Annotated in this window: 20 protein-coding genes and 2 pseudogenes; 6 read left to right on the top strand and 16 right to left on the bottom strand. The window is 67.2% G+C overall.

All coding sequences use genetic code 11. From position 1 onward, the window contains the following. Positions 1-87: 87 nt before the first annotated feature. The 13 genes from OHA86_RS17295 to OHA86_RS17235 form a co-directional block, all read right to left on the bottom strand. Positions 88-2,241, bottom strand: a complete 2,154-nt coding sequence (locus tag OHA86_RS17295; protein ID WP_329176425.1) for an AIPR family protein — start codon at positions 2,239-2,241, stop codon at positions 88-90. 64 nt (positions 2,242-2,305) lie between these two features. Then, a complete protein-coding gene (locus OHA86_RS17290) occupies positions 2,306-3,814 on the bottom strand; it encodes an HsdM family class I SAM-dependent methyltransferase (protein ID WP_329176423.1) in 1,509 nt (502 codons plus the stop codon). A 673-nt stretch (positions 3,815-4,487) separates the two neighbouring features. Further along, the gene (locus OHA86_RS17285; RefSeq protein ID WP_329176421.1) at positions 4,488-6,095 is read right to left on the bottom strand and encodes a class I SAM-dependent DNA methyltransferase; all 1,608 of its coding nucleotides are present in this window, start codon (positions 6,093-6,095) and stop codon (positions 4,488-4,490) included. An 8-nt stretch (positions 6,096-6,103) separates the two neighbouring features. Next, entirely contained in the window at positions 6,104-7,636 is a 1,533-nt protein-coding gene (locus OHA86_RS17280) for a restriction endonuclease subunit S (protein WP_329176419.1), read from the bottom strand. Continuing rightward, positions 7,633-11,316 carry a DEAD/DEAH box helicase family protein gene (locus OHA86_RS17275; RefSeq protein WP_329176417.1) on the bottom strand — a complete coding sequence of 1,228 codons (3,684 nt, stop codon included), beginning with the start codon at positions 11,314-11,316 and terminating at the stop codon, positions 7,633-7,635. The genes OHA86_RS17280 and OHA86_RS17275 overlap by 4 nt, the downstream gene beginning before the upstream one ends. 283 nt (positions 11,317-11,599) lie before the next feature. Further along, the gene (locus OHA86_RS17270; protein WP_329176415.1) at positions 11,600-11,872 is read right to left on the bottom strand and encodes a hypothetical protein; all 273 of its coding nucleotides are present in this window, start codon (positions 11,870-11,872) and stop codon (positions 11,600-11,602) included. Then, on the bottom strand, positions 11,869-12,480 hold the full coding sequence (locus OHA86_RS17265; RefSeq protein ID WP_329176413.1) for an AAA family ATPase: 612 nt from the start codon (positions 12,478-12,480) through the stop codon (positions 11,869-11,871). Before OHA86_RS17265 ends, OHA86_RS17270 begins: the two co-directional genes overlap by 4 nt. After that, the gene (locus OHA86_RS17260; protein ID WP_329176411.1) at positions 12,477-13,082 is read right to left on the bottom strand and encodes a 3'-5' exonuclease; all 606 of its coding nucleotides are present in this window, start codon (positions 13,080-13,082) and stop codon (positions 12,477-12,479) included. Before OHA86_RS17260 ends, OHA86_RS17265 begins: the two co-directional genes overlap by 4 nt. Beyond that, a complete protein-coding gene (locus tag OHA86_RS17255; RefSeq protein ID WP_329176410.1) occupies positions 13,079-14,275 on the bottom strand; it encodes a radical SAM protein in 1,197 nt (398 codons plus the stop codon). The genes OHA86_RS17260 and OHA86_RS17255 overlap by 4 nt, the downstream gene beginning before the upstream one ends. A gap of 30 nt (positions 14,276-14,305) precedes the next feature. Then, a complete protein-coding gene (locus OHA86_RS17250; RefSeq protein ID WP_329176408.1) occupies positions 14,306-14,854 on the bottom strand; it encodes a nucleoside-diphosphate kinase in 549 nt (182 codons plus the stop codon). Continuing rightward, the gene (locus tag OHA86_RS17245) at positions 14,851-15,870 is read right to left on the bottom strand and encodes a thymidylate synthase (protein WP_329176406.1); all 1,020 of its coding nucleotides are present in this window, start codon (positions 15,868-15,870) and stop codon (positions 14,851-14,853) included. The genes OHA86_RS17250 and OHA86_RS17245 overlap by 4 nt, the downstream gene beginning before the upstream one ends. Next, entirely contained in the window at positions 15,864-16,097 is a 234-nt protein-coding gene (locus OHA86_RS17240; protein WP_329182445.1) for a helix-turn-helix domain-containing protein, read from the bottom strand. The genes OHA86_RS17245 and OHA86_RS17240 overlap by 7 nt, the downstream gene beginning before the upstream one ends. Before the next feature lie 119 nt (positions 16,098-16,216). Then, positions 16,217-16,702: an ATP-binding protein gene (locus tag OHA86_RS17235; protein WP_329176404.1), complete on the bottom strand. Its 486-nt coding sequence runs from the start codon at positions 16,700-16,702 to the stop codon at positions 16,217-16,219. Positions 16,703-16,863: 161 nt separating this feature from the next. Here OHA86_RS17235 and OHA86_RS17230 point away from each other — a divergent pair, with 161 nt between their 5' ends. The 5 genes and pseudogenes from OHA86_RS17230 to OHA86_RS17210 all read left to right on the top strand — a co-directional run bounded on the left by OHA86_RS17230 (position 16,864) and on the right by OHA86_RS17210 (position 23,271). Further along, positions 16,864-18,267 (top strand): helix-turn-helix domain-containing protein, encoded by a 1,404-nt coding sequence (locus OHA86_RS17230; protein WP_329176403.1) that lies wholly within the window; start codon positions 16,864-16,866, stop codon positions 18,265-18,267. Next, a complete protein-coding gene (locus OHA86_RS17225; protein ID WP_329176402.1) occupies positions 18,264-19,145 on the top strand; it encodes an aminoglycoside phosphotransferase family protein in 882 nt (293 codons plus the stop codon). The genes OHA86_RS17230 and OHA86_RS17225 overlap by 4 nt, the downstream gene beginning before the upstream one ends. 227 nt (positions 19,146-19,372) lie before the next feature. Next, positions 19,373-19,519, top strand: a pseudogene (locus tag OHA86_RS17220) (helix-turn-helix domain-containing protein); the annotation flags it as partial. 65 nt (positions 19,520-19,584) lie between these two features. Further along, positions 19,585-19,739, top strand: a pseudogene (locus OHA86_RS17215) (flavoprotein); the annotation flags it as partial. Positions 19,740-19,962: 223 nt separating this feature from the next. Continuing rightward, a complete protein-coding gene (locus OHA86_RS17210) occupies positions 19,963-23,271 on the top strand; it encodes a type ISP restriction/modification enzyme (protein WP_329176399.1) in 3,309 nt (1,102 codons plus the stop codon). Positions 23,272-23,292: 21 nt separating this feature from the next. Here OHA86_RS17210 and OHA86_RS17205 read toward each other — a convergent pair whose 3' ends face one another. Further along, positions 23,293-23,688 (bottom strand): hypothetical protein, encoded by a 396-nt coding sequence (locus OHA86_RS17205; protein ID WP_329176398.1) that lies wholly within the window; start codon positions 23,686-23,688, stop codon positions 23,293-23,295. Positions 23,689-23,709: 21 nt separating this feature from the next. On the opposite strand from OHA86_RS17205, the gene OHA86_RS17200 reads away from it, so the two are divergent. Further along, a complete protein-coding gene (locus OHA86_RS17200) occupies positions 23,710-23,982 on the top strand; it encodes a hypothetical protein (RefSeq protein ID WP_329176397.1) in 273 nt (90 codons plus the stop codon). 69 nt (positions 23,983-24,051) lie between these two features. Here OHA86_RS17200 and OHA86_RS17195 read toward each other — a convergent pair whose 3' ends face one another. Both OHA86_RS17195 and OHA86_RS17190 read right to left on the bottom strand, forming a co-directional pair. Then, the gene (locus OHA86_RS17195) at positions 24,052-25,755 is read right to left on the bottom strand and encodes a relaxase/mobilization nuclease domain-containing protein (RefSeq protein WP_329176394.1); all 1,704 of its coding nucleotides are present in this window, start codon (positions 25,753-25,755) and stop codon (positions 24,052-24,054) included. After that, positions 25,752-26,225 (bottom strand): MobC family plasmid mobilization relaxosome protein, encoded by a 474-nt coding sequence (locus OHA86_RS17190; RefSeq protein ID WP_329176392.1) that lies wholly within the window; start codon positions 26,223-26,225, stop codon positions 25,752-25,754. Before OHA86_RS17190 ends, OHA86_RS17195 begins: the two co-directional genes overlap by 4 nt. Positions 26,226-26,509: the final 284 nt, after the last annotated feature.

The raw sequence follows: 26,509 nt of genomic DNA, 5'->3' as shown, positions 1-26,509 counted from the left end.
TTCGCTCTTGCTGCCTACACAGCGCTCGCTGTAACCATGAACGAGGAGTACGGCTTACGGTCGGAGAATCTCCGACCTGCTCGGCGGCTACCCGGCGTCCTTCTCTTCCTCCATACCGTCGAGGAGTCTTCGGGCGAGGATGGCGAGCGTTTCTCCGTCCTGGGTGGCCCAGCGGGCGGTGCCCTGGTTCGAGACAGGGCGGCCTTCCCATGCGGCCAGCTCCCACATGCGTGCGATGAGCCCGCTGGGCGAGTACGCGTTGCCGTCGGCAGCCCAGACGATCGGGCGTGCCCGGTTGGTGTTGGTCCACTTCCCGAGTGCCCGGCGCGGGTTCGCGTTGAGCCATGCGGCGAGCGCGTCCTTCTCCGGCTGCAGGTACAGAGCCAGGTGCAGCGGTGCCCCTTCCTCTAGTGCGCCCTTGTCGACGATGACGTGCACCGCGTTGGGCCCGCGGCGTTTACGAGGCTTGCTCTCTTCGCGCCGGTACTGCGCGGCGGTGTCCTCGGTCCCGCCGCCTTCGAGTGCTGCCAGAGCCGCGGTCACGATGCCGGCGGCCTGCCCCGGATCGGCGCACACGCGTTGCAGGCTCGACCGGCTTCCCACTCCGTCCAGAGCCTGTACGAGCGCCGGGACGACACGTTTGACCAGGGCGGGTACCTGTTCCTTGGCCTCGGTGGCCCAGGTGAGCGACTGGTCCGGCTCGCCCATGCCGGCGTCCTGGGCGAGAAGCTGCCGGAACACCAGGTGGGTGATGAGGAACGTGCCGTCGTCGATGACGGCGGCTGCCCGCCCGGCGTACTGTTCGCGTTCCGTACGCAGAGCCGTACGCACCGCCCGCAGGACGCTCACGGCGTTCCAGGTTTCGTACACGCTGGGCACGGAGCGGAAGAGAGGGTCGTAGATGCCGCTGCCGCCCCGTTCCCACAGCACGTCGGTGGTGCCGGACGCGACGAGCCGGGCCGCGAACCGGCTGCCGCTGTGGGCGCAGGCGAGCGCACACGCGGCTTCCACCACGGAGCAGCCCTCGTCGTCCTGGGGCTCGAGTTCGCTGCGGCGCACGCTGTACACGAGGCCCAGTTCGGCGCGGAACTCCTTGATGAGCACTGCCTGAACGGGTTCGAGGGCGATCCGGTCGCGTTCGGTGATGTGGTTCTGCCGGTTGGTGGCCTGGGTGGTGCGATTGGCGAACTCGGTGTCGCCACCGGTGACAATGAACCGGACGGTGACCTGGGCGAGTCCGGCTTCGTCGGACTGCTCGGCTGCGTCGATGACAGAACGCACTGTCTGCGCGCCGTTCACGACACTGGCGCCCTTGGCGGTGAGGCGGACGGGGTGACGCTCGGGGAACTTCTGCGATCCGGGCACCGCTTCCAGGGAGTCGCACAGAACGGTGACGCCGTTGTTGAAGTACCAGAAGTGGGACGGCTCGCCGGTGAGCGTGTCCAGTAGCTCCTTGTTGATGGGGGTGAGCCCCAGCGGGTCGCGGATGTTGCGGACGAACAGTTCGTTGCCGTGCTTGGCCCAGGTCGCGACCTCTTCGGCCTGTATGACGCCCTCGTAGGAGAGGTAGGGCGAGGTTACGCTGAACCAGGGGTGGAGCGTCGCCGTCAGCGTGACGGGCTCGCTCTGCTGGTCCTTCAGCACTAGGGCGTGGATGTCAGGGGCATGCAGGAAGCGGTGATCGACGTACTCACCGTGGGAGTTGAACTCGCTTTCGCCGTTCTTGATGACCTGCAGCACACCCGGCGAAGGTGACTTGGTACCCATGAGGGCGATCACCTGGGTGATCCGGGTGCTCTTCTCACCGATCAGGTCGTGTGCCCGTTTGGCGAGTATCTGGCCGCGGGGATTGAACTGTGCCGCCTCCCTGGAGTCGATGAGGGTGAGCCCTGCGAAGAGCTTGTGCACTGCGGTCTCGTCCGCCTTGGCCGTCCCCTCGGGGCTCCACTTAGCCTGCACGAGGTAGATGTGCGCGTCCGCCTCGTCGATGGCGATGGCGTCGATCCCCTGGTCCTGGCCGCCGTCGATGACGCAGTCGGCCGCCTGCTCGGGAGTCCAGCCGGTCATGATGCGCACGGCATGTGCGGCCAGGGCGCGAGAGCGGAACGCGGGCTGGATCTTGTCCGGCGGGCGGTTGCCGAAGTCGCTCACGTCGATGAGGCCGGTGTACGTGATGTCAAAGGCACGCGCGGTCTGGCGGACTGGGGTGGGTACTGGGGGCTGCTGGGGAGTCGCATTCATGGTTTTCCTGTACGGCTTACGGGGGAGCGAGAGCGGCGAAAGAGGGCGGCACGGAGAATGAATGTCAGCTGAGCGAGTCGAGCACGACCTGGAAGCTCCTCTGCGCCTCGCCAAGGTGGTCCACGATCGACTGCGCGATCTCGCGCGGGTCGCCGAAGTCGTCAGGCGCGTCGGTGGGGTCCGCGTTCAGGAGGAGGCTGGCATCGCGGCTGTCCAGTATCTTGCGCACGGAGTCACGGTCGTACCGCTTGAAGCGCGACGATTCGACGCGCCCCGCGCGCGCCTCCTCTCCGGGCCGGTACGCCTCCAGGAACTCCGCGAAGTTCTCCTCCGTGAGTGGGTTCTCGGTGTCGGTGTGGTGCACGTCGCGGGCGTCGTACACCCACAGCTCATCGGTGGCCGGATCGCCGTTCGGGCGCAGGACGGACTTGGTGAAGAACAGCACGTTCGACTTGGAGCCTGTGTCGTGGAACATGCCGGTCGGCAGGCGAAGCAGGGTGTGCACGTTGCAGTTCCGCAGGAGTGCCTTGCGGATGGTGGCCGCCGCTCCGCCATGGAACAGCACACCGTCGGGGACGAAAACGGCCGCTCTGGCCCCCTGCGGCATAGTGATGGCCAGATGCTGGAGGAAATTGGCGGGGAGCGTGGCGTACTGCACCCAGAAGTCGTCGCGCCGCTCGGTGTTCGCCTCGACGTTGCTCTTGAACGGCGGGTTGCAGATGGCGACGGTGGCGGCCACGCCCTGCTCGTGCCGGCGCACCAGGCGTTCCTTCGTGTCGAGCGAGTCCGCGCGCAGTATCGGCGGTACGTCGTGGAACTGACGCCCGGTGTTGAGGAGGACGTTCATCGTCGCCAGACGGCACATCTGTACGTCGATGTCGGCGCCCGCGATGGCGACGGCGTCCACACGGTCCCCGTGCGCGGCCATCTCACGGTGGGCGGCGATGAGGCTGGTGCCAACCCCGACGGCTGCGTCGACCACCCGGTCCCGTGGGGTGAGGGCGAGCGCCTTGGCTATCACGGTGAGCAGGTGGGGCGGGGTGAGGAACTGGCCTGCCTCTCGCTTGGCCCGGATGTCGTCGCGGCAGTCGGCTATCAACAGCGAGAAGGCGGAACCGAGCTCGTTCCGGCGCACGTCCGACCAGCGGTACGGGTCGAACTCCTCGACGATCAGCCGTCCGAGGTCCGCCATCTTGTCGGCCGGCCAGGGGCGGGAGTCATGGAAGAGGACACTCGCGATGGCCCGGCGTGGATCCTGCGCGTTCGGCTTGCCGAGTTCGGCCATCAACCCGGTCAGCGCACGGTGCAGGTCCTCACCGCCGGCGAGTACGAGGCTCGGCCAGCTGCCCGCCGGCGCAATCGGCGGGCTCGCGAACATCCCCGTCCTCTGGGCGCGCTCGTGGTCGAGCTTGAGGAAGAGCAGATACGCGATGTGCTCGGTGAACTCCAGCCGGGTCAGGCCTTTGAGGCTCGGCTTCTGTTCGAAGAACCGCTGCCAGCGCCAGAAGATACCGTCTGCCGTCCAGTGCCCCTCCGGCCCTCTCGCCCCGTTGCTCTCGCGCTCGGTCGCCATGCCCCACCCGTTCTCGAACGTCCCTGTCCGAGTGGATACGCCGACGGCCCACTCGCCTGTTTCGGCGGTGCCGGACCCGGTGACGAAGCGCTCCGAGAACACATCGGAACCGGCCGATCGGGCCGCGGGCGATCAACTCCGTCTCCAGAGTAGGCGCAAAGACGGCGTCCAGTGCCCGGAGCAGTACTTTTTTCGGCCTGCCAGACCCTGCTCTCCTACTGAGCCCGAATCCAGCAGTGCACCTGCTTGCCGACCGGCGTGTCCGTGACCCGCCACCCCGATGTGAGCAGATCGACGAACGGCAGTCCACACCCGGCTCCGCCTTGGGGTCGTCGAGCCGTACGCCACTCACAGGCAGCATTCGGCGGTACGGGTCGTGCAGCCCGACCCGGACGCCCCGTCCCTCGTCCTCACCGCACCCCGACGACGTGACCCCCGCCTCGGCGACGAGCGGCACGAAGTCACTACACGCGCGGACCGTGTTCCCGCACAGCTCGAACATCACCAACCGCGCCGAGTACCCAGCCTTCGCCGACCGCGGCGGCAGCGGGCGCCTTGGCGATTGAGCGAGCAGATGGCGCGGAGGTGGTCGGGGGCGAGCTCTGAGCACGGAGAGAGGCGAACAGTAGACGCGCCGGTGGTTCTCAGCGAACCGCCGGCCCGTCTGCTGACTCTAATCCTCGTCGGCCGACGGCGGCACGTCCTTCTTCAGCGCGCGTGCCACGGCCGTGAACTGGGCCAGAGCCACTTCGAGTTCGTCGACAATCTCTTGGGCGATCACGTCCGGTGACGCGTATTCCTTGGTCGTGGCGGCGTCGGGCCTGAGCACCGTGAGGTCGAGGTTGACCTTGTCCCGGGCGATCAGCTCGTCGTAGTCGTACGCGCGGAAGCGGTCGCTCGGGGTGCGTTTGCTGAAGTCCGTGCCGCCGGAGTGGTACGCGGCGACGAAGTCGGCGAGGTGCTGGCGGCCCAACTGTCGCTGCTTGAGCGTGAAGCGCTGTTCTGTACGGAAGTCGTAGACCCAGAGCTGGCGCGTGCCGGAACGGCCTCTGGTACGCTGGCCGGTTTTGTCGAAGAACAGGACGTTGGCCTTGACGCCGTTGGCATAGAAGATGCCGGTGGGCAGCCGCAGCAGAGTGTGGGCGTCGCAGAGGTTGAGGAGGTTCCGGCGGATGGTCTCGCCGGCGCCGCTTTCGAAGAGGACGTTGTCGGGGAGGACGAGGGCGGCTCGGCCGTTGGTCGCAAGCAGGTTGTAGATGTGCTGGACGAAGTTGAGCTGCTTGTTCGTCGTAGGCGCCCAGAAGTCGGTGCGGGAGGTGTACGACTCACCGGTCACCGAACCGACGCCGAAGGGCGGGTTGGCGAGCACGATGTCGTAGTGCCGCTTCGGCGGGCGGGCCAGGGAGTCCTGGATGGTGATGAGCGGCTTGGCCTCGGAGCTTCCGATGCCGTGCAGCAGCATGTTCATCAGGGCGAGGCGGCCGGTCTCGCGAACGAGTTCGTAACCGGTGATCGCGCCGGTCTGGAGGGCGCGGCCCTTGTCGCCGTACAGCTCGTCTTCGTAGTTCTGGACGAGGTGGGCGTGCGCCGCAATGAGGAAGCCGCCGGTGCCGCAGGCCGGGTCGGTGATGGTCTCACCAGGCTTCGGCTGGACGCAGTCCACCATGGCGTCGATGAGCGGGCGGGGCGTGAAGTACTGGCCGGCGCCGGTCTTGCGGTCCTCGGCACCGCGCTGGAGGAGGCCTTCGTAAGCGTCGCCCTTGAGGTCCTGGTTCTCGGTGGTCCAGGTGTAAGGGTCGATCAGGTCCTTGATCAGGCGATCGAGGACGGCCGGCTCATGGATCTTATTCTGCGCCTTGGTGAAGACCTCGCCGAGCATGGTGCCGCCGCGCTGGCCGAGGTCTTTGAGGATGAACTCGTAGTGGTCGAGCAGCGCTTCGGCGGACCTGGTCGTCAGGCTCTTCCAGTCCCGGCCCTCGGGGACGAGAGGTTTCTCGGGGACGTTGCGCCGGAAGGCTGCCGGGCGGTTGGCGCGTTCGTCGGCCATCTTCAGGAAGAGGAGGTAGGTGAGCTGCTCGACGTAGTCGAGGGTGGAGACGCCGGAGTGGCGCAGCAGTTCACAGTACGACCAGAGGCGGTTGACGAGGGTGGAGGTGGAGGCCGAAGCAGCGGGGGCGGCCTTAGTCCCAGCTTCCGCCGCGCGAGGGGCGGGAGTGGTGCTGGATGCCGGGACCGCGTCAGCGGGATCCTTGAAGGTCGGCTTGTCGGTACTGCTGCTCATGACAGTGCTCACAGGGGAAGTGCTTCTTGGGTACCGGAGGGAACCAGTCGACCGGAAGCCTGGGGGGCAGCCGGGACAGTCGTACGGGGTGCACGTTTGCGCCCGGCTGGCCTCACTGCGGACGACCGCTGAGCACGGATCCGGTCGAGGAGGACAAATGCCGGCTCGTCATCGGGATCCTGGGGCACCAGAGCTCCGGTGAAGGCTGCATGGAGAAGAGTATTTCGGAGCCTCGACGCCCTCGCCCAGCCGTCAGTCACCGCTTCTCCCAGTCCCCGCAGGTCCTCTTCCAATTCCTGAACACGAGCAACTATGTTCCGCTGCGTGCCAAGAGGCGGGATTGGAATTTCGAGGTTCTGAACCTTCCCCTTGTTGAGCGCCGGCTGATTGCCCCCTGAAGCCTCCTTGCGCGTTTCCTCATAGCGAGCCATGAGGAAATAGTACACAAATTCGGGCACAATAGCAGTTTCTGAGACTCGGATCGATGCGCAGTTCTGGTTGTGTGCCGCAGGAATGTCAAGGATTGCCGCCTGTCCCCGCGTCCGCCCTTCGCCGATCATCGCGATCATCACCGTTCCGGGCGGATGGATCCGAGTCTCAGGATTTGTGATCGAATCAACCGTGATTGACTCTCTCGTAGATGAAATTCGAGCGAACGACACCTCTCCGCTGCTCACCCAGGGGACATTGCCACCCCAGTAAGCTGAATTGCCGCGTGAGGGAGTTGACCCAACAGCAACCTTGAAAAGGCTTCCTATAGTTGTCCAACGCCATCCGTCGGGGATATCCCAAGGCCCCTCATTCAAGGCTGCGGAGTCCCGGACGAGATCCTGCGCATCTCCCTCAGAAAGGTCTTCGGAGACGAGTTTTCCACGCAAGGCATCATGAAGGACGGCCTGAAGAAAATTCTTCCCTTTTGTGCCCGCAATACCTAGAGATCCCTCTCCCATCTCGATGTACGCCAACTGATCGTCCAGTTTGGCGACGATGCGGTGCTGTTCGGCGAGGGGCGGCACCGGGATCTCCAGTTCGGCCAGATAAGGGCGTGGCACGCGGCGTTGACCTACAGCGCCGGTCATGTGATGCTCCGCAGCACGGCGAACTTGCCGTTGCAGCAGGAAGTGCATCATGTATTCAGGGAGAACAGCCCCTCGACTTCGCAGCACGTGAAATTCGGTGCTTCCCAGAGCTCGGCCGCCCGCCAGCCCTCGCGCCTTCGCGATCTTCCCGTTCTCCATGCAGGGCGTGATCTTCGCGAAGAGTACGTCGTCTTCCTGGAACCTGGTCAGCGACTTCTTCTTGAAATCGCCATATCGAATCTGAGTCGACGCATCCATGCGTCCTGTCTCCGCTTCGACGGAAGCCATAGGCACCTGAGAGATGAGCTCATCATCGTCGAGTTCCTCATCAAACCCTCGGGGATTCACATCGCACAACTCCCCGATGGTCGCCCGAACCCACCCCGCAGGCAGCCCCCCCGCGTCCGCGACATCGCCCCCGGAGCCCGAACCTCCCGGCTTCACACCCGAGTCGGTCGTCACGCGCTCAGCTCCCTGTCCAGCTCATTGATGATGTATTCCGCCCGCGTCCCCCCGAATTCCGCGAGGAATCCGTCCGTGCCGTTGCGGGAGGTGAAAGGGGCGTAGTCGAGGTCAGCGGTGTCGAAGCGTACACGCTCGGCCGTCGCCGCGGCGATGCGGTCGAGCCACCAGCGCTGCCGTTCGGTGAAACGCGCGCCCGCCTGTTCCTGGCGGGCGATCCAGGCCTGGTAACGCTCGCGTACGAGCACCTCGTACGGGCGAGGTGCGGGGACGCCCTGTGCGGCGCCGCCCGCGAGTTCGTAGCGGAGCAGGGCGAGCAGATCGGAGGCCGTGGGCTTGCGCTGGGCTCCGTCTTTCATCGCCTCGCCGACCTTCTCGTACGCCTTCCACAGTCTGTCCGGAGTCCACGCGCGCGGCGGGCGGGCGATGCTGCGGGCCACGTCCCTGAGCCGGTCCATGGCGACGCCGGGCGGCACGTCGGAGCCGGCGCTGAACGCGACGGATAGCGCCGCGATCTCGTCGCGGTTCTCCTCGATGTACCTGCGCCAGTCGCGGACCGTCTTCGTCGCCGCGTCTTCGTCGTCGGCGATGGCCCCGGCGCGAAGCAGCTCGTCGGTGCCGTTCTCGTCATAGAGGATGTCCTTCGCGCGCCGCATCTCCAGCAGGCGGGCGCGCAGCGGCGGTGTCGCGGCGAGAGGGCGGACGGACTGCTCGATGAGGTCGCGTACCGCGCGCTCGGGATCGCGGCCCGCGCGTTCGGCGGCCTCTCGGACTTCCAGCTGCCGGTCCGCCGAGACGGCTTCGACCATGCCGTGAACGATCTTCTTCAGCTGCAGTCCGCCGCTCAGCCGTTGGATCTCGGTGCGTTCCTCGGCCGTCATCTGGAGGTCGAGCTTGGCGAGGCGGGCGGCGAGGGTGGAGACCTCTTCCTCCTCGATGGTGTTCGCGGCGGTCTTGCGGAGCAGCTTTTCCAGGCTGATCTGCTTCTCAGTGTGGCGTTCCAGCGGTGCCGCGTCGACCTTCGGCTTCTTCGTCACGCCGACCGCGTCGACGATCACGAAGCGGGTCTTGGGGCCGACGCCGGGGGTGACCTTCTCGAAGTCGGTGAGGGAGAGGGTCCGGGCGCCGCGGCCCTTCATCTGCTCGAAGTACGCCCAGCTCTTGACGTCCCTGAGGAACAGCAGGCATTCCAGCGGCTTGACGTCCGTGCCTGTGGCGATCATGTCGACAGTGACGGCGATGCGCAGCTCCGGGAGGTTACGGAAGGCCGCGAGGCGCTCGGAGGCGTTGCGAGCCGCGCTGGTGATCTTCGCGCAGAAGTCGTTGCCCTTGCCGAAGACGTCACGGACGACCTCGACGATCTCCTCCGCGTGGTTGTCGTTCTTGGCGAAGACCAGCGTCTTGGGCACGTACATCTCGTCCCACCGCAGCGCGCCCGTGGCCGGGTCGTGTTTGGCCCGCTCGGGGAAGATCTCCGTGAACAGCCGGTCGTGGAAGGTTTGGACGACCGTACGCAGTTGATCCTTGCTGATGACTCCGACACCGACCTGATTGGCGCCGTACTCGATGTCCTCGTCGATGTCCTCATAGCGCTGGCGGCGGGTGCGACGGTCGCGGACGGGGATGGTGCCGTGTGCGATGACACCGCCCTCGGCCGTTATCCGCGTCTCGATCTCATAGACGGAGAAATCGACGTTGACGCGGTCGGCCACCGCCTCCTGGTAGGAGTACTCGCTGACCAGGTTGCCGTTGAAGTAGCCGAAGGTCTGGGCGACGGGCGTGGCGGTGAGGCCGACGATGGGGGCGTCGAAGTATTCGAGGACAGAGCGCCACTTGCCGTAGATGGAGCGGTGGCACTCGTCGACGACGATCAGGTCGAAAGCTTCCGGAGGGATGCCGGCGTTGTAACCGACCTGGATGCCGCCCGGCACGTCGACGTCGTAGTCGATCTCGCCGTCGCCGCGGTCGCTGCCCGGCAGGCTCGCGCCGGTCAGCTCCATGTAGAGGCGCTGGACTGTGGAGATGACGACCTTGGAGGAGGCGAACATGCCCTCCGCGCCGAGGCGCTGGACGTTGTAGAGGTCGGCGAACTTGCGGTCGGTGTCGGGAGTCTTGAAGTTCTCGAACTCGGCGAAGGCCTGCACACCGAGGTTGTTGCGGTCGACGAGGAACAAGACGCGCTCGGCGCGCGCGTACTTGAGCATCCGGTACGAGAACGTCACGGCCGTGAACGTCTTGCCGGCGCCGGTGGCCATCTGGACGAGGGAACGGGACTGCCCCATCCCCTGCTGGCCCTTGCCGAGCGCCACCGAGTCCTCCACACCGCGCACCGCCTTGATCTGCGCCGGGCGCAGCGGGCGTTCGTTGAGGTCGGGCATGCGCCAGCGCAGCCGGGCCCGGTAGCTGGGGGCCTGCTCGTCCTCCTCGGCCTGGCGGACCCAGCGGGCGAGGGTGCGCGGCTGGTGGAAGGAGAAGATGCGGCGGGTACGGGAGTCCGGGTCGAGGATGGACCGGAAGCGGGTCTCGCCGCCGTCGCTCACGTACCGGAACGGAAGCGGGGTGCGCCAGGCGTTGAGGCGCTGCTGGGCGTCGGTGAGATGGTCGGCGTAACGGTCGGCCTGTGTCTCGGCGGCGGACAGGTCGGCGCCCTCGCGCTTGGCCTCGATGACGCCGACGAGTCTGCGGTCGACGTAGAGGGCGTAGTCGGCGCGGCCCTTGGCAGTGGTGACTTCGCGAACGGCGATGCCGTTGCCCCGCCGGTCGCCCTGGACGTGGAGGTTGAGATTCGCGCCGCCGTTCTGGACGTCCCATCCGGCCGCCCTGAGCATCGCGTCGAGCTGCTTGCGGACCTGCACCTCGGTGAGGGGTTCCCGGGAGGCCTGCTCTGCGTTGTCGAGGAGACGGGCGCGCTCGGCGACTGCGGTCGACGCGGCGGCCCGGTCGGCGCGGTCGGCGCGGCTGCGGCCGATCCGCGTGGCCTCGGCGGTGGCCTGGAACTCCTTGAGCTGGTCCTGCATGGCCGTGACGGCGCGGGCCAGCTCCTCACGCTCGGCCTGCGCCTGGGCCAGCTCGTGCTCGACGGCGCTCCGGGCGGCCTGTTCGGCCTGGGCATGGGATGCCTGGTCGTGGTAGCTAAGGCGGGCGTCCTCGAGTTCCTTGCGGGCCTGGGCGACGTCCTGAAGCAGGCGCTCGTTCTCGGCGGCCGGAGTTCGGTCGGGGCTGGGCGGTACGAACGGCAGCTGCTCGCGCGAGCCGGTGAGCAGCCGGTGGTACCAGACGCCGAGACGGAAGCAGGTACGGAGGGCCCGGAAGGCGTCGTCGGCGTTGTCAAGTCCCGAGTGGTTCGCGTCGTTCCCGAGGGTGCGTACCTCGTGGAAGGCCGTGCTCACGTCGCCGTGGAGGTAGCCCTCCCTGTCCAGTGCCTGCAGTCGTTCGTACTGGGTACTGCCTTCCACCCGAACCCGGGCCCGGCTGACCAGGTCGGCCACCATGGCCTCGGCGTATTGACGGGACTTGATGAGCGACGTGTTCGGGTCACTGAAAACATGGCTCTCGGCGGCGGTTCCGTATGCGACGAGCAGCGGGAGATGCGGCAGCAGGAACCCGAAGTTGCGGGACTGCCCAGCCAGGCGTACCAGTCGGGGATCTGGTGCCTCTGACGCCCCGCCCGCGCTGCTCATAGGGTGGTACCGCCTCTCTGACAGAGCAAGGGCCGCCGCTGACTGCGCGGCGTGATCGTCCGTCGAGCCTAACCGGCGGCCGGTCTTTCCCACTGGTCTTCGGCAGGGGTTGCTGAGCCGTATCGGGACACGGACCGCAGCGGCTCCTTGCACACTCAGGGGTGGACCCCATTGCGTGACCGCGGCGCTGTGCTGCGGAGGCTGCGCCCCACGCTCGAGGGGCTTACCCACAACGCCCAGCTAGCAGCGGTTCCTCGTGCAGGGAAGAGCCCGAGTGGCTGGGTCAACCGCGTTCATGGTCGGAGTTGCAGTTCCGGTGGCCTGTGGACGGCTCGCCGTGTTCGGCAGTTGTGGTTGCGCCGGAGGCGTTTGCTTCGATGCTCGCCGCGACGCGTTGCCATGCGGTGAAGACGTTCATGACCTGGTGGTCGGGGGCGTGGCTGATGTCCAGCAGGAAGCGTCGGATGAGAACGGGGCTCGTGAGGGTGTTCTGGATGCGCGCGATCGTCCACACCCTGTGGGTGGCAGACGGGTTCGTCGTTGGGTCGGCGGTCACGGGGCGATTGACTCCAGACACAGACTGACTGCCCGCGCGATGGCGGCATCGACGCTGGCGGAGGCGCTGGTGACGCGTACGTGGTCGAGGTGTTCTTCGGCGAGCAGGGTGTGGACGTGGGTGTCGACCAGCGTGCGGTAGTGGGGGTCGTACGGGTGGCCGTCGGTGGCCAAGGCGGGGATGTCGGGGTCGAGGACGGTTGCCAGGAGCAGGGTGAAGGTGGGGTGCTGGGTGGTGGCGAGGCGCCGTAGGCGTTCGTGCTCCAGTGGGTCGGCTGGCTCGTCGCGGTGGTCTAGGGCGGCGTTGTAGTACGCGAGGGCGTCGATCGGTGCACGGTCGACGAGGACGACGTCTGCGCCCTGAGCCCCGGCTGCGAGGGCGTCAGCGACGCCCTGGCAGATGATCCACTCGGTCGACGCAGCGGTGTGGTGGTGCATCTTGGGGAGTCTGAGGGCGGCGGCGCGCTTGGCCAGGCGGCCGGTGCGGGCCACGGTCAGGCCGTGGCTGTGCAGCTCCATCTCGATCCGCTTCAGTAACAGCGTCTTGCCCGTGGAGTGGGTTCTGGTGATGCCGATACGGACGGGCAGGGAGGTGGGGGCGGGGCTCACCACAGGGTTGGGTCCTCTTCGGGTTGTGGGGCGCCGGGCAGGCTGGGCGGGACGGCTACGGCGACGAGCTCGTCCCAGGTGAGGTAGTGGGCGGCCATGGAGATGAGTAGTTGGGCGGTGGCGTAGGCGTCATAGGTGGCGCGGTGCCGGCCCGCCGCAGGCGCGGCGCTCAGGTCGGGGGTGAGGCGGGTGATGAGGGCATCAAGGCTGTAGCCGGGCAGGTCCGGGTGGGTGGTCTTGGCCAGGCGGAGGGTGTCCAGGACGCCGGTGGGCTGCCAGTCGGGGAGGTGGGCGGTCAGGACGCGGTAGTCGGTGTGGGCGTTGTGGGCGCAGATCCATGCGGTGCCGAGCAGGTCGTGGACGGCGCCGGAGACGTCGTCCCACGGGGGTGAGTCGGCGAGGCGGTCGTTGGTCAGGCCGTGGACATGGGCGGCGCGCGGGGTCACTGGCCGGGGTGGGCGCATCAGCCACGCCCCGGCGGCGGAGGTGTCGGGTCGGCCCTCACGGATCGGAAGGGCGGCGACCTCGACCAGGTCCGGCGGGCTGGCGCCGTTGCCCTCGACGTCCACGACGAACAGTGCCGGCCAGGCGCTGTAATTCACGGGGCGGTTCCGTTCTCCGCCGGGCCGGGCCATCCGATGGGGGCGCGTCCGTGCAGGCGGTGGTGGTGCGGCTTGCTGCGGTCGTGGCACTGGAAGCCGTAGCCGTGCTGGAGGAAGTAGCGCGGCGGTTCGTCCAGGCCTTCGACGATGATGGCGCGTTCGTCGATCTCGACGGGGCCGGTTGCGCCGAGGGCGCGCGCGTCGGCGGTCACCTGGGCCAGGTCTGGCCGTACCCAGGCGCCGGCGCAGCGCGCGATCTGCTCGGACGGGCAGATGTCGCAGAGCTCACGGATGCCGTAGTGGCCGTTGTAGTCGGCTTCTCCGTGCGCGTACGCCACCGCGCAGCTGGTCTTGCGGAACAGTGCGCCCCAGGGGGCGTCAGAACGCCCCGAGGTGTGGAAGTAGTCCAGGATCCGTTGCTCCGCCTGCTTGGGCATGATCTTGCGGCGTGCGGTGTCCTGATACGGCAACGGCAGGCCGTGGGCCTGGTAGTAGTCGGCGATCTCCTGGCGGAAGAACAGGCCGGTGAAGACTGTCGCGTGGGCGTACGCGGACAGTTCGCGGGCGCGGTGCAGGTGGGCCTCGGAGTCGTTGAGGCCGGGCACGATGGGCCGCCAGTACAGCACCGTGCGGTAGCGCTCGGCATGCTCGAACAGGGTGCGCAGGCTGTCGGCGGCAATACGCGACTCCACCGGTTCGATGGCCTGGTGGTCGATGCCGGAGTGGGTGACCAGGACCGTCACCCGAAGGTGGCGTAAGGAGTTGAGGGCGGCGCAGTCCTCGGGGGTGACGCGCCAGCGGGTGATGACCAGGACGTGGTTGGTCAGCTCCTGTGCGTCCAGCGCGCGCAGGACGGTGAACAGGTGTGGTTTGACCACCGGCAGCATCGGGTCGGTGGCGCGGTTGAGGAGCTGGATGGGCGTGCTGTGCGGGCGGAAGTAGCGATGGCCGACCAGCGCTTGGACGGCTTGTTCGTCACTCATCAGGCGGCGAGGGACCTTCATGCCGAAGTTGTCGAACAGGTGGCGGACGCAGTACCCGCACTCCAGGGGGCAGCCCACGATCCAGTTCAGCGACAGGCCGGACTTGCGGTATTCGATCACGTCGGCCAGGGCGGGCTTGAGGGCGCCGATCTGTCCCGAGTCGAGGATCGGCAGCGCGCGGCGCTTGTTGGTCGTCCCGGTGGTGTCCATGGAGGCTCCTTCACATGAGGGAAGCAGGCGTCACGCCGTGGTACGCGGACGTGGCATGAGCAGATCGCGGCGCGCGGCGCCGTACCAGGTGCCGAAGTCGCGGCGGGCGGCTTCGGCGTCGTCGGAGGTGTGGACGAGGTTGCGGACGAGCCGGTGTTCGGCGAGCGCTTTGCCGAGGGAGTCGTCACCGTGGTCGCCGCGGATGGTGCCCTCGGCTGCGCGGGTCGGGTCGAAGTGGCCGAGGACAGCGCGAAGCCGGGTGTGGACCCCGGGTAGCCCGTAGGCGAGGGCGACGGTGACGGTCCGGCCGACGTACTCCGCGTCGAGGCAGGCCGGGATGTCGCGGTCAGGGAACCAGTCCTTGTCCACGAGCAGATCCCAGTAGTGGACGTGGATCTGCCATGCCTCGACAGTCATCTCGCACCGCCCGGACAACTCCACTCCCGGCAGGGCGAGTCGGCTCAGAACGGTGTCGTTCAGCCCGCGCTCGCCGGCGTCCGGCTTGCACAGGATCACCGACCAGCGGGCCCAGTCGACCCCGCCCACCACGGCACCGCTGCGGGGCAGCTTCCTGGTCACCGGATGCTCGCCGCGCCGGCGCAGGCCGACCACTTGTGGCCGAGCAGCCAACGAAGGCCCGGCCACAGTCGGCCCAGCAACTGGGGATCGACGCGGTCGGCGTCCTCGTGGACGATCCGGCGGTACACCTCGAACAGCAGCAGAACCTGCTGCCAATACGGCTCCAGGCCAAGCGCTTCGATGTCGGCGACACGGTAGGAGACCGCGTTGGTACGCAAACCCTCCTCGTGCTCCAGGAGCCGGGCGATCGTCGCCGGTGTGGTCGTGGCAGGCATCGGCGGGAACTCGAAGTGCAGGGGCGCCAATCGCCGAGTGGCCTCGTCGAGAACCTGCCGGACCCGCTCGGCGTCGCGGTCGCAGATGTGCGCCGAGCCGATGTGGTGCGTGTAGGAGCCCAGTTCCAGGCCGAGCTGGACGGCGGCGTACTCCTGGAACATGGTGAACGAGAAGACGTCCGAGAGCAGCCCGCGGTCCAGGTCGTTCGCCCGCATCGTGCAGACCATGTGGAGCTGTCCGTCCCGCGGGAGCAGGTGCAGAGCGGCCAGGCACGCCATGTCCGGGTTGTCCTCGACGGCCAGCTCGTCGGCGGTGAACACCGGCATGAAGCCACGTTTGCTGTCGGTCTCGCGCCTCAGCAGCTCCAGCACGCGGTCGAACGCGGAACGGTCCGCCCCCGCGGCCGGGGTGAGGATGCGGTGTCCGTACGACGAGCCGTCGATGTGTACGCCGTCGCGCGAGCTGGATGCCATCGACGGCGCGTAGTAGCCGATCATCTCCAGGTCCCGGCGTCCGGCCAGATGCCACAGTGCCTCGGCAAAGTGGAACACCGGGTTGACCCTGCGGGCTGCCAGATACGGCAGGCGCTGCCGCGGATCCGGCAGCCGGAAGCCGACGCCGATCACTTCGCGCGCGTCGTTGCCGCGCGGCGCTATGCGGAACTCGAAATCGTTGCTGACCTGCGTCAGCAGGCCCAGGTAGGCCGCTTCCAGGCCGGAGAAGTCGGGAGGAGTCAGCATGGCGTCTCCAGATCAGGACGATGTAGGGACGGGTTCGTACAGGCCTCGGCCGTCAACGGGGACGGGCTGCCGGGGCTCGAAGTGGTTCCGGAACGTTTGCGCTCAAGGACCACCAAGGGGCAGTTCAGCGCGTCGGCGATCTTCATCAGGTTTGCGGGGGTGGCGCTCCGCCAGCCGCTTTCAATCTCGCCCATGAGCTGCTCGGATATCCCGAGCCGGCTGGCCAAGGCCCGTTTGGTCAGGCCTGCTTTCTCCCTCGCCCAGGTCACCGCCTCGGGCTCCTGGTGAAGGCGACCGGGTGCCTTGCGCGTTCGGCGGCCGGCGGGCGGTAAGGACACCGGATCCGTCACTTCAGCAAGTCCTGTTCGGCGCGCACCGAAACGGCTGAGGATGTGAAGACGGCGACGATGTCCTTCCCCGTCGGGCTCGGCACCACGGTCACGTCTGCGGCGAGTGCGCGCACGAGCATGAGGCCGCGGCCGTCGAGGCTGTCCACGTCGACCTCCCGCTCTTGCGGCAGCGAGGGATCATCGTCGTGGACGACCACCACGATTCCGCCGAGAACGCGCTGGACGAGGCACCGGCTGACCTTCGGATACCCGTGACTGGTTGGCGCCGCATGGCGCATGACGTTGGTCAGCAGCTCTGCGAGGGTGAGCCCGATGTCCGTCGCCAGCTCGTCCAGGCCCCACAGGCAGACGTTTTCCCGCGCGATCGTCTTGGCGTGGTGGATGGACTTCGCCGACAGCTCCAGCTCGATCAACAATTGCCCGGGGCCACTCTGAGCAGTGCTGCGTGCTCCCGGCGGCGCGGCTTCAAGAAGGTTCGTCATGGCAAGTCCAGTTCGTTGCCCGGAAACCCGTCCACGGGAATCCGGCTGCGGTGTGTACTGGTTCAGCAGCGGTCAGCAACTATTGAGACAGCCCGGAAGCCGAGCGGGCAGAGGGCGATGTGGATACCGGCGGGAATCCTCATCGGGAGGCAGGAGTGCGTATGCCGCAGCCGGAGAAGGTCCTCGACCCAACCGCCTCACCGGAGGCGTGGTACGGCCATGAGATCCGCCTGCGCCGTAAGGCCCGCGGCTTCAAGACCGCCGGCGCGCTTGCGGCTCGGGTGCAGGTCAGCGTGGATGTCGTCCTGAAGATCGAGCGCGGCGAATACCGGTGCCCGGAGGACTTAGCTGCGCGGCTGGACGAAGTCCTGGAGACGGGCGGTCTGTTCGCTCGCGCGTGGGGAATGGCCTTCGGTGATGCGGATAAGTGCCGCGCTGATGCGGATTCATTGGGCCGTCGGCAAGGCGAGGGAACCCGGACGGCACATCGGGGGCGCATGCTGGAGGGAGGTGACCCAACTGCGCCGAACAGGAGTCCTGAGCCTGTGGAACGTCGTGCCTTCCTCGCCGTCGGCAGCCTTGCCACCCTCGCTCCGCTGGAGCTGACCCGCCTCCTCAGCCCTGTGGCCCCGCCGCCCGTCCCCGAATGGATCACCAGGAACGAGATCGACCAACTCCTCGACATCGCCAACGTGCTTCAAGGTTGGGACAACTCGCACGGCAGCGGCGGCCTGGTTGGGGAGTTGGCAGGCAACTGCATGCGCTGGGCAGTCAGCCTGCTGTCCGCTGACTGTCCGCCCCGGCTCAGAGCCGACTTCCTTGCCGCCCTCGCTCGGCTCGGACTCGTTGCCGGGGCCTCGCAGTTCGACGTCTGCCGGCACGAGGAGGCTCGTGTCGCTTTCAAAGTCGCGGTCGAGTGCGCGGAAGAGGGCAAGCACTGGCACCTCCGGGCCAAGGGGTATTCCTTCCTGGCGCGCCAGGCGATCTGGATCGGCGACGGTGACGACGGGCTGACGAACGCGGAGAAGGGGCTGGTCCGATCCGACCGGCTCACCGCGTCGGAGCGGGCGATGCTGCACACCGCCCGCGCACGGGCTTTCGCGAAGCTGCAGAACGTCCAGGAGACGCTGGCCGCAGTGGGCGCGGCCGACGACGCTTTCGCCCAGCGCCGTCCCGCTGAGGAACCACCGTGGATGGCCTACTACGACGAGGCTCAGCACAACGGAGATACCGCGCACGCCCTTTGGGACCTCGCGGTGGGAGTGGACGGCCACGATCCGACGCCGGCCGCGGAGCGCTTCCAAAATGCTGTACGGGGGCATGCGCCGGCATTCGTCCGGTCCAAGGCGATCTCGTGCACCAAGCTCGCCGCGCTGGTCATGCTCAAGGGCGACCCGCGCGAGGCCGCGTCGATCGGCCATCGCGCCTTGGACTTCAGCGGCGGGCTGACCTCGCGCCGGGCCTCGGAAGACCTCCGTGAGCTGGGCCGCTTCGCCGCGCGGCATCCGAAGGTGCCGGAAGCCCTGGCCCTGCGCGAGAGGATCGGCGCTAGCTTGCATGCATGACGAGCACCTCGGAGCTTGGCCGCGCGGCGCTCGACGAAGCGTGCGCCGCGGTCGGCATTGATTCGCGGGGGGCCGAGCCCGTACGGATCGCTGAGAACCAGGTATGGCGTGTCTCAGGAGTGGTCGTACGGATCGCACCGCCGGATCGGCTGGCCACGGCCTTGAGGGAAATACGCGTTGCCCGCTGGCTTGCCGACAACGGCGTCCGCGCGGTCGCGCCCCTCGATGTCGAGCAGCCCCTTGAGCGGGCTGGGCACGTCGTGACCTTCTGGGAGGAGGTCCCGGCCCACACCCACGGCACGATCGAGGATGTCGCCCTGGCCTTGCGGGACCTCCACGACCTGCCACCGCCCGACTTCGCGATTGGACGCCTGGACCCTTTCGTGCGCGTCCGGGAACGTCTCACCGCCGCCACCACGCTTCCCGACAGTGATCGCCGCTGGCTCCTCGACCTGCACGACGACCTCGTTCAGCGCTGGGAGGCCGGCCTTCCACCGGGACTGCCCGAATGCGCCATCCACGGCGACGCCTGGCCGGGCAATATCGTGCGCGTCAGCGGTGACCGCCTGCTGATGGATCTGGAACGATTCTCCGTCGGACCACCGGAGTGGGATCTCACCTCAACCGCGGTGCGTACAAGGACGACCGGCGCCGTCACCGAAGCCGACTACATTCGCTTCTGCGTCCTTTATGGATGTGACGTGACGGAATGGTCCGGCTACGACCTGCTGGGCGGGACCCGCGAACTTCGCCTGGTCACCTACGCTGCCCAACACGCGGCTGCCCATCCCCGATGGCGCGATCAAGCTCAACACCGCGTGGACTGTCTGCGCGGCCGTTATGGCCCCCGGCCCTGGAAGTGGACAGGGATTCTCTAGGAGGGGCGTCCGCGGTACGCCTCGCTTGTGATGCCTGGTCATACCGTCCGCTGCCTTGGTCAGAACGAAGTCCGCCTCTGCGTGAACCCGCAGATGAACGAGACTGCTCCCCGCGCCCGCGGGGAGGACCCATTTACAAGGCGCGCGGTGGTGCCAACCAGCCTGGTGGCGGGTCTGGACCGCGGGAGTAGACGTCGTATGTGCTGTGATCAGTGTGGCGCGCCGGTCGGGCGCTGCGTATCGCAGAAAGCCGTGCCGCTCAGGACGAACGCCGCCGCGCCATGCGGTAGCTGGCGGCCGAGATAGCTGCGCGCAACCGGCATCGTACGTTGCCGGAACTGCATCGCTGCGGTCGTCGGTTGGGAGTGCCCGCGTGCGCGGTTCGCCGAAGAGGCCGTTCCTGTACGTCTTCGTGTGCGCGGCCGGGGTGGCCCCGGGCATGAGCACGCTATCTCGGCTGCGCAAGAACGGGGTCGGGGCGCCGGCGTCGTCGCCACACCACTCGGGCTCGGTCTCGTCGACTACGCGGCGGTCGGGGCGCAGACGGGGTACCCGGTCCGGTCAGCGTGGCGGAAGCCCGGTGATGCCCGACCCTCAGTCCTCGACGCAACTACCTGAGCTTCGACGGTCGGCGCGGCGTCGGACTGCTTGCCTCGTTGATGGGGCGCAGTACTCCATCCCGATCAAGAACATCGAGGTCGATCCCTCATTCAAGCGCTACGGCCGGCGGGCTCGACAGCGAGCTGATGAACCATCATATCGTTCTGAAATAACGGGTGTTAGGATCATCGCCTTCTGGTGATCCTGTGGGGGGACCATGGCTGACGGCTTCTACAACTGGCTACTGAAGGCCGTGTCCGAGTTCGGTCGCTCGTGTAAGGGAAAGCTTGCCGGCGAAGGCAGCGCTGAGGCCGCGATCCGCAGTCCTCTGGAAGCGCTCTTCAAGGCTGTGGGCGATCACCACGTCCTTCACGAGCTGACCTGGCACGATGAGGTCCCGATTCCCGAACTCGGGGTGCGTCCGGACTACGCCTTCCAAGCCAATGGACTCGTGACCGGCTACGTCGAGGTCAAAAGGCCAGGCTTCAGCGTCGAGCCCGAGGCCTTTACAGGCCGCAACAAGCAGCAGTGGGAGCGGCTCCGCGACCTGCCCAACCTCCTCTACACCAACGGCACGGAGTGGCGGCTCTTTCGCGACGGAGTCCAGCTCGGCGAGACCGTCCGGTTCACCGGCACCCTAAAGAGCGCGGGTGAGCGGCTCGCCCCTGCCGATCCGGCCGCGTTCGACGCACTGTTGAAGACGTTCTTATGCTGGGCACCTCCCCCGATACGCCAGGTCTCCCGTCTCGTGCAACACATCGCCCCGCTTTGCCGTCTGCTGCGGGCTGCTGTACTGGAGCAGCTTGCCGCAGAGGCTAAGTCCTCCGATACGGAGGACGATGCGCGCGCCCGGCCGTTCACTGGGCTTAAGAGCGATTGGCGCAAGCTGCTGTTTCCCTCCGCCGACGACGCGACGTTCGCCGACGGCTACGCGCAGGCAGTGACCTTCGCCCTGCTGCTGGCTCGTACGGAGGACATTTCCCTCACCGAGGGCGGTCTCCATGAAGTCGGCCGCAGGCTGGACGCTGACCACGCGCTGATGGGCAAGGCCCTCCAACTGCTCACCGACAACGTCAACGAGCGCTTCTCGGTGACCCTGGACCTGCTGACGCACACCATCACCTGCATCGACTGGCCCGCCATCCGTCGGGGCAACCGGGACGCCTATCTGCATCTGTACGAGAACTTTCTCACCGTGTACGACGCCAAGCTGCGGCAGAAGAGTGGCTCCTACTACACCCCGCGCGAGGTAGTGGAGGAGATGGTCCGCCTTACCGAGGACGTGCTGAGTACCCGGCTCGGTAAGGCGAAAGGCTATGCCGACGATGACGTGCGGATCGTCGATCCAGCCATGGGGACGGGGACCTACCTCCACGCCATCATCGAGAGAGTCGCCGCGCGTGCTTCTGCGACCAGAGGTCCCGCCATGGGCCAGGACGCCATCGGCCGGCTCGCGCACCGACTGTACGGCTTCGAGCTGCAGATGGGCCCCTTCGCTGTCGCTGAGCTGCGCACCTCAGACCTCTTAAAGCGGCACCAGTCTCCGCTGCCTGATGGGGGGCTCAACCTCTTCGTGACAGACACGCTGGACAACCCCTTTGTGGAGGAGCAGGAGCTGGCCTCCACCTACGGCGTCCTCTCCGCCTCCAGGAGGCGCGCGAACCGCGTGAAGGGACAGATCCCCGTCACCGTTGTGATCGGAAATCCTCCGTACGACCATAAGGCGGAGAACCGCGGTGGGTGGGTCGAGAAGCGCCCCAAGAAACAGGAGCCGCCCCTACTCGACGCCTTTCGGTATCCGGGCAATGGCCGGTACGAACACATGCTCAAGAACATGTACGTGTACTTCTGGCGTTGGGCAACGTGGAAGGTCTTCGAGGGCCAAGACGCCGACCAGCATGGAGTGATCTGCTTCATCACTCCGTCGGGGTTCGCCACCGGGCCCAGTGGACGGGGCATGCGTGACTATCTCCGTCGTACCTGCGACGAAGGTTGGATCATCAACCTCTCACCCGAGGGCCAGCGCGCGGACGTGGGCACCCGCATCTTTCCTGGCGTGGCCCAACCCCTGGCTATCTGCATCTTTGTGCGTCGTGCCGACACAGACCCGGAGCGCCCAGCTCGAATCCACTACCGAGCTATCGCGGGCAAGCGCGCGGAAAAATTCCGACAGATGAAGGAAATAGGGCTGGATGACAGGGGATGGCGCGATGCGCACCAGGAGGGCGTACGCCCCTTCACCCCTGTCGCACAGTCCGGCTGGGAGGACTTCCCTGCACTGGACGACCTCTTCCCCTGGAGTAGCCTGGGAATCACGTCGAACCGCTCCTGGGTAAGCTCCCCTTCCCCCGAGACCCTGCGCCGCCGTTGGTCCCGACTGATCCGGGAGGACAATCCTGTCGAGAAGGCCGAGCTTTTCAAAGAGACTCGCGACCGCACTCTCGACCGGAAGAAGGCACCGCTTCCGGGACAGCCAGTCCATCGAATCCCCATCGGGCAGGAGATCTCCGCTGACCCCGACCTGATCCGTATCGCCCGTCGCAGCTTCGATCGGCAGTGGCTGATTGGCGACAACCGTGTCATCGACTTTGCGCGCCCCGAGTTGTGGGAGGCGATCCAGAGCGGTCAGCTGTACCTGAACCAGCAGTCCACGCACGTGATCGAATCAGGCCCCGCAGTGGTAGCGACCGCCCTAATCCCCGATACCGACCATTTCAATGGACGTGGCGGCCGGAACATACCGATTCTGCACTCCGACGGCTCTGCGAACGTCCCTACCAGACTACTGATGTACCTCGCGCGCGAACTCGACCTGGAGAGAGTCACCGTCCAAGACCTGGCCGCCTACACCATTGCCGTAGCCGGGCACACAGTCTTCACCGAGCAGTTCACTGAAGAGCTCCTCACTCCCGGCGTACGTCTCCCCCTCACTCGGAACAGGGAGACTTGGCAGAAGGCCGTCGTGATTGGCGCAGAAGCGCTTTGGGCCTCGACCTACGGCGAACGCTACGCGGATCCGGACAATGGCCGCCCCTTCGGAAGTATCGAATTCGCCCAAGGCGACCCTCGGCAGATCCGCTACCTCACCCACATCGGTACGGCTGTCCCGGAGAAGCTTCGACACGACGCTGAAACGCAGACGCTGTACATCGGCCAGGGCACTCTCGCGCCGGTCCCCGATGATGTGTGGGCCTTCGATGTCGGCGGCATGGAGGTGCTGCGGAAATGGTTCGGCTACCGCAAGGCCTCCCCTAACAGTAAGAAGACGAGCCCTCTCGACGACATTCGCGTCGACAAGTGGCCGGGCGAGTGGACGACTGAGCTCATCGAGTTGTTGTCCGTACTGCGTCGCCTGGTCGACCTGGTGCCCGCCCAGCGAGACCTGCTCGTCGAGGTCCTGGCCGGTCCGGTTGTTACAGAAGAGGAACTAAAAACTGCCGGAGTGCTCCCAGTGCCGGCTGCCGCGCGTAAGGCACGGCGCGACGCCACGGAAGTACTATTCACAGAGCACGACAGCAAGGCTTGAGTTGGAGCGGACCCAACTGGCTCAGGACAGGTAGCCGACCGCCTCATCCAATGTGATTGCGCCCTGCGCGAGCTGACGTAGGGCGTACGAGATGCGGCGCTGATCTACCTCGGAATGCGAAGCAGCCTCCAGCGCATCTGCGAACGCCGCCACCGCGACCAGTCGGTTCTCGGCATCTTCTCGCGCGGCACGCTGGTAGACCACCGATCCGAGCAGGGTAACCGACAGGATTCCTTTTGACTCCGCGATCAACCCCATCCACAGCAAGGCCGACGCGTCCGACTGCATCTGGTGCTGGGAGAGACCACGGGCCACAGCGGATTCCGGCTCATGGGCGGGGGAAGGAAGAGTGCTGAGCACCAACTCGGCCAGCAGTTGATGCTGCGAGCTGGTCAGGGCAATGTACGGAACAGACATATGCAATGCCTAGCATATCTGATGCTGCTTGCCACAAGTCTCGACAGGCGCCGTTTCGTGCAGCAGGAACCGACATCCGTGGGCGCCCGGACGCTCGCCGACGAGACGCTGAACGCGGTCTCCGACATCCGCGGCAGGATCGTGGTTGCCGAACCTACGGCAGCCTGCCTTGGTCCGCTTGCCTGGGCCGCTGGCGACATGGCGGAGAAGGTGGGCAGACGGCCGCCATCGGTGCGGACGCTGGTCCGGGTGGGGAAAATCTACCAATCGGCACTTTCTCGCATTCGGTGGTGACTGAGCGTGCTGCTATCCGAGGAGGATGCAGTGGCGGCTGGGCGGGGCCGTCGGATTTTTGGTGGCCGGTCAGCGGCGCGGGCGGGACGGCCGTTCGGCGGGCTCCAGGCTTTTCGGGATTAGGGTCGTCGGAGGGGCCGGGCGTTGGTTCCCGGCTGTGAGGGTGGTGCTCCGGGCTTGGGCTGCTCGGGCTTGGGAGCTGGGGACTTGGCGTTGGGTGAGGCGCTTGAGGCGCCAGGTGAGGACCTGTGTGGGGGAGCGGGGGTCGTTAAGGGCGCGTTGGTCTGCTGCATGGTGGAGGAGTTGGGTGGGGTCGTGGCCGGCGGTTTCTGCGTCGGTGAGGGTGGTGGCGAGGGCTGGCCAGGTGGGGTCGTTGAGGATCTGGTCGGCGTGGGTGGGGATGGTCTGGCGTATGCGTTGGGCGTGGCTTTCGATGGCCGGCTCGGGCGGGCGGCGTTGGGCGAGCGCGGCCAGGGGCGCGGCTGCGGCCTGGTCGTAGGCGTCCTGGAGGTCGGTGAGGGTGCGGCGGGTGGCTTCGACTTGCTGGTTGTGGTGTCGGGCGGTGTGCCAGCGTTGGATGGCGATCACGGCGAGGACGGCGGCGTCGAGGAACATGGCCAGCCCGGCGCCGTCGCCACCTACCGGTTGGCGGGCGATGGTGTGGATGGCGCCTCGTAGGGCTCGGGCGTGGTGGTGGTCGGCTTGGATGCGGGAGCGGCTGGCGCGTTCGAAGTTGAGGGCTGCTTGGCGGAGCTGGGGTCGTAGGTTCTCGGGGGCCTGGAGGGGGAGGGCGTCGAGGGCTTCGGCGAAGGCGGTGATGTGGGCTTGGGAGGCTGCGTCGTCGGTGCCGGCGAGGTGGTGGGGGATGCGTTCGGTGGCGGCGGTGGCCTGGTGCCACGGGTTGGGCTGACGTGGGCCGGTCCCTGGGGGTTTTGTGGCGGTGAGGCGGTTGCGGATCTGGGGGTAGGACAGGTCGGGGGCGAGGGTGGAGCCGGAGAACCAGATGGGCTGGCCTGCGGCGTTGGTGTCGTCGTCGAGGGCGACTTTGTAGCCGCGGATGTCGCCGGAGGGGAAGCGCAGGACTTCGACCTTCATGCCGCTGCTGGCCATGAGGTGGAAGAACTCCTCGGGGGTGGTGGCCACGGCGACGATAGTGCGGATGGTGGCGCGGAGTTGTTCGCGTGGGGTGCGCTGGCGGCCGGTGCGGTGGGCTTTTTCGGTTTCGGCGCGGGTGGGGCGTTTGGCTGCGGTCCCGTCGCCGGGGGTGACGCGGCGCAGTCCGTAGTCGGCTTCGATCTGGCGGGCTTCGGCTTGGGCGCGTTTGTAGGAGTAGGAGTCGCGGGGTTTGGTGCCGTCTTGGCGGACCTTGGTGGCCAGGATGTGGATGTGGTCGTCGGCGTGGCGGACGGCGATCCAGCGGCAGGCGGCGTCGTCGCCTTCGGGTGCGATGCCGGTGGCGTGGACCATGCGGCGGGCGATGTCGGCCCATTGGGTGTCGGTGAGTACGGGGTCTTCGGGGGCGGCGCGCACCGAGCAGTGCCAGACAGGCTTGTCGGGCCGCTCTGCGGGATCGACGGCTTCAACGGGCAGGTCGAGGTAGCCGGCGAGCTGCTTGAAGGTGGCTCCTGGGTCGCAGGCGGGGTCGGGGGCGAGGCCGTCGAGGGAGGCGACGAGGTGCGGGTCGGTGTGGGCTTCGTGGCCGCGGCCGGTGCGGTAGAGGTAGGCGATGGCGCCGGCGGTGTTGGAGCCGGGCTTGTGGATGGACGGGATCATGCGCGGTCGGCCAATGTCTGGGCGGCGGCTTCGAGGCGAGCGGCAACGCGGCGGACCTCGGCGAGAGCGGCCTCGGTACCGATGGGGTCGCCGCCGGAGTTGATGGCGCGGGCGATCTGGTTGATGTTGTTGCCGATCCGGGCCAGGTCGGTTCGGGCGGCCATGAGTTCGCGGATGGTGCCGCGCAGGTCGAGCAGGTTCGCCACGACGCGGTTGATGTCGTGGGCGGTTGCGAGTGATGCCTGTGCCATGAACTTGGCGAGGCTTGCGCCGGTGTGGTCGGCGGCGGCCTTTACTTCGGTGCGTTCGGTGGTGCTGAGGCGGACGCTGACGGCGTCGCGCTGCTTGTTCTGGCGCGTACGGGTGCGTCGCTGCGGTCCCGTACGGGTCGGGGATGTCCTTGGTGCGGGGCCGCCCTCGGCCCCGCACCCGGCACTGGTCGCCCCCTGGCGGCCGGTGTCCTGCGCCACCCCTGGGGCGCAGGGGCGCGTGCAGGGCGCTCCCCCGACGGGGGAGTGTCCCAGCGCACAACTTGCTCCGCCGGAGGCTGGGCTGTTGGTGGTTTCCGGGCCGTTGGGTGAGTGGGCGGTGCCGGTAGCTGTCTCGTTGCGGACGGGCTGGGAGTCTGTCGGCATCGGGGTGACGGGAGTTGCGTGGTGGGGCATGGGGGTTCTCGTTTCAGGGAGCCGGGGTCGAGGGGAGTGGTTCGGGCCGGCCTGTACCCGGCCCTACCGACGTAGCAGGCGAGCCCGGC

The organism is Streptomyces sp. NBC_01477 (assembly GCF_036227245.1).
Lineage (GTDB): Bacteria > Actinomycetota > Actinomycetes > Streptomycetales > Streptomycetaceae > Actinacidiphila.
The sequence above is the reverse complement of the archived record's forward strand: the minus strand, read 5'-3'. Positions and strand labels throughout refer to the sequence as shown.

What these genes read in the sequence shown, in the direction of transcription:
- OHA86_RS17210 (WP_329176399.1), top strand. Translation starts at nt 19,963, where the DNA reads ATGGCTGACGGCTTCTACAACTGGCTACTGAAGGCCGTGTCCGAGTTC.
- OHA86_RS17200 (WP_329176397.1), top strand. Translation starts at nt 23,710, where the DNA reads ATGCTGCTTGCCACAAGTCTCGACAGGCGCCGTTTCGTGCAGCAGGAA.
- OHA86_RS17205 (WP_329176398.1), bottom strand. Translation starts at nt 23,688, where the DNA reads ATGTCTGTTCCGTACATTGCCCTGACCAGCTCGCAGCATCAACTGCTG.
- OHA86_RS17290 (WP_329176423.1), bottom strand. Translation starts at nt 3,814, where the DNA reads ATGGCGACCGAGCGCGAGAGCAACGGGGCGAGAGGGCCGGAGGGGCAC.
- OHA86_RS17235 (WP_329176404.1), bottom strand. Translation starts at nt 16,702, where the DNA reads ATGACGAACCTTCTTGAAGCCGCGCCGCCGGGAGCACGCAGCACTGCT.
- OHA86_RS17255 (WP_329176410.1), bottom strand. Translation starts at nt 14,275, where the DNA reads ATGGACACCACCGGGACGACCAACAAGCGCCGCGCGCTGCCGATCCTC.
- OHA86_RS17285 (WP_329176421.1), bottom strand. Translation starts at nt 6,095, where the DNA reads ATGAGCAGCAGTACCGACAAGCCGACCTTCAAGGATCCCGCTGACGCG.
- OHA86_RS17230 (WP_329176403.1), top strand. Translation starts at nt 16,864, where the DNA reads ATGCCGCAGCCGGAGAAGGTCCTCGACCCAACCGCCTCACCGGAGGCG.
- OHA86_RS17295 (WP_329176425.1), bottom strand. Translation starts at nt 2,241, where the DNA reads ATGAATGCGACTCCCCAGCAGCCCCCAGTACCCACCCCAGTCCGCCAG.
- OHA86_RS17275 (WP_329176417.1), bottom strand. Translation starts at nt 11,316, where the DNA reads ATGAGCAGCGCGGGCGGGGCGTCAGAGGCACCAGATCCCCGACTGGTA.
- OHA86_RS17195 (WP_329176394.1), bottom strand. Translation starts at nt 25,755, where the DNA reads ATGATCCCGTCCATCCACAAGCCCGGCTCCAACACCGCCGGCGCCATC.
- OHA86_RS17245 (WP_329176406.1), bottom strand. Translation starts at nt 15,870, where the DNA reads ATGCTGACTCCTCCCGACTTCTCCGGCCTGGAAGCGGCCTACCTGGGC.
- OHA86_RS17225 (WP_329176402.1), top strand. Translation starts at nt 18,264, where the DNA reads ATGACGAGCACCTCGGAGCTTGGCCGCGCGGCGCTCGACGAAGCGTGC.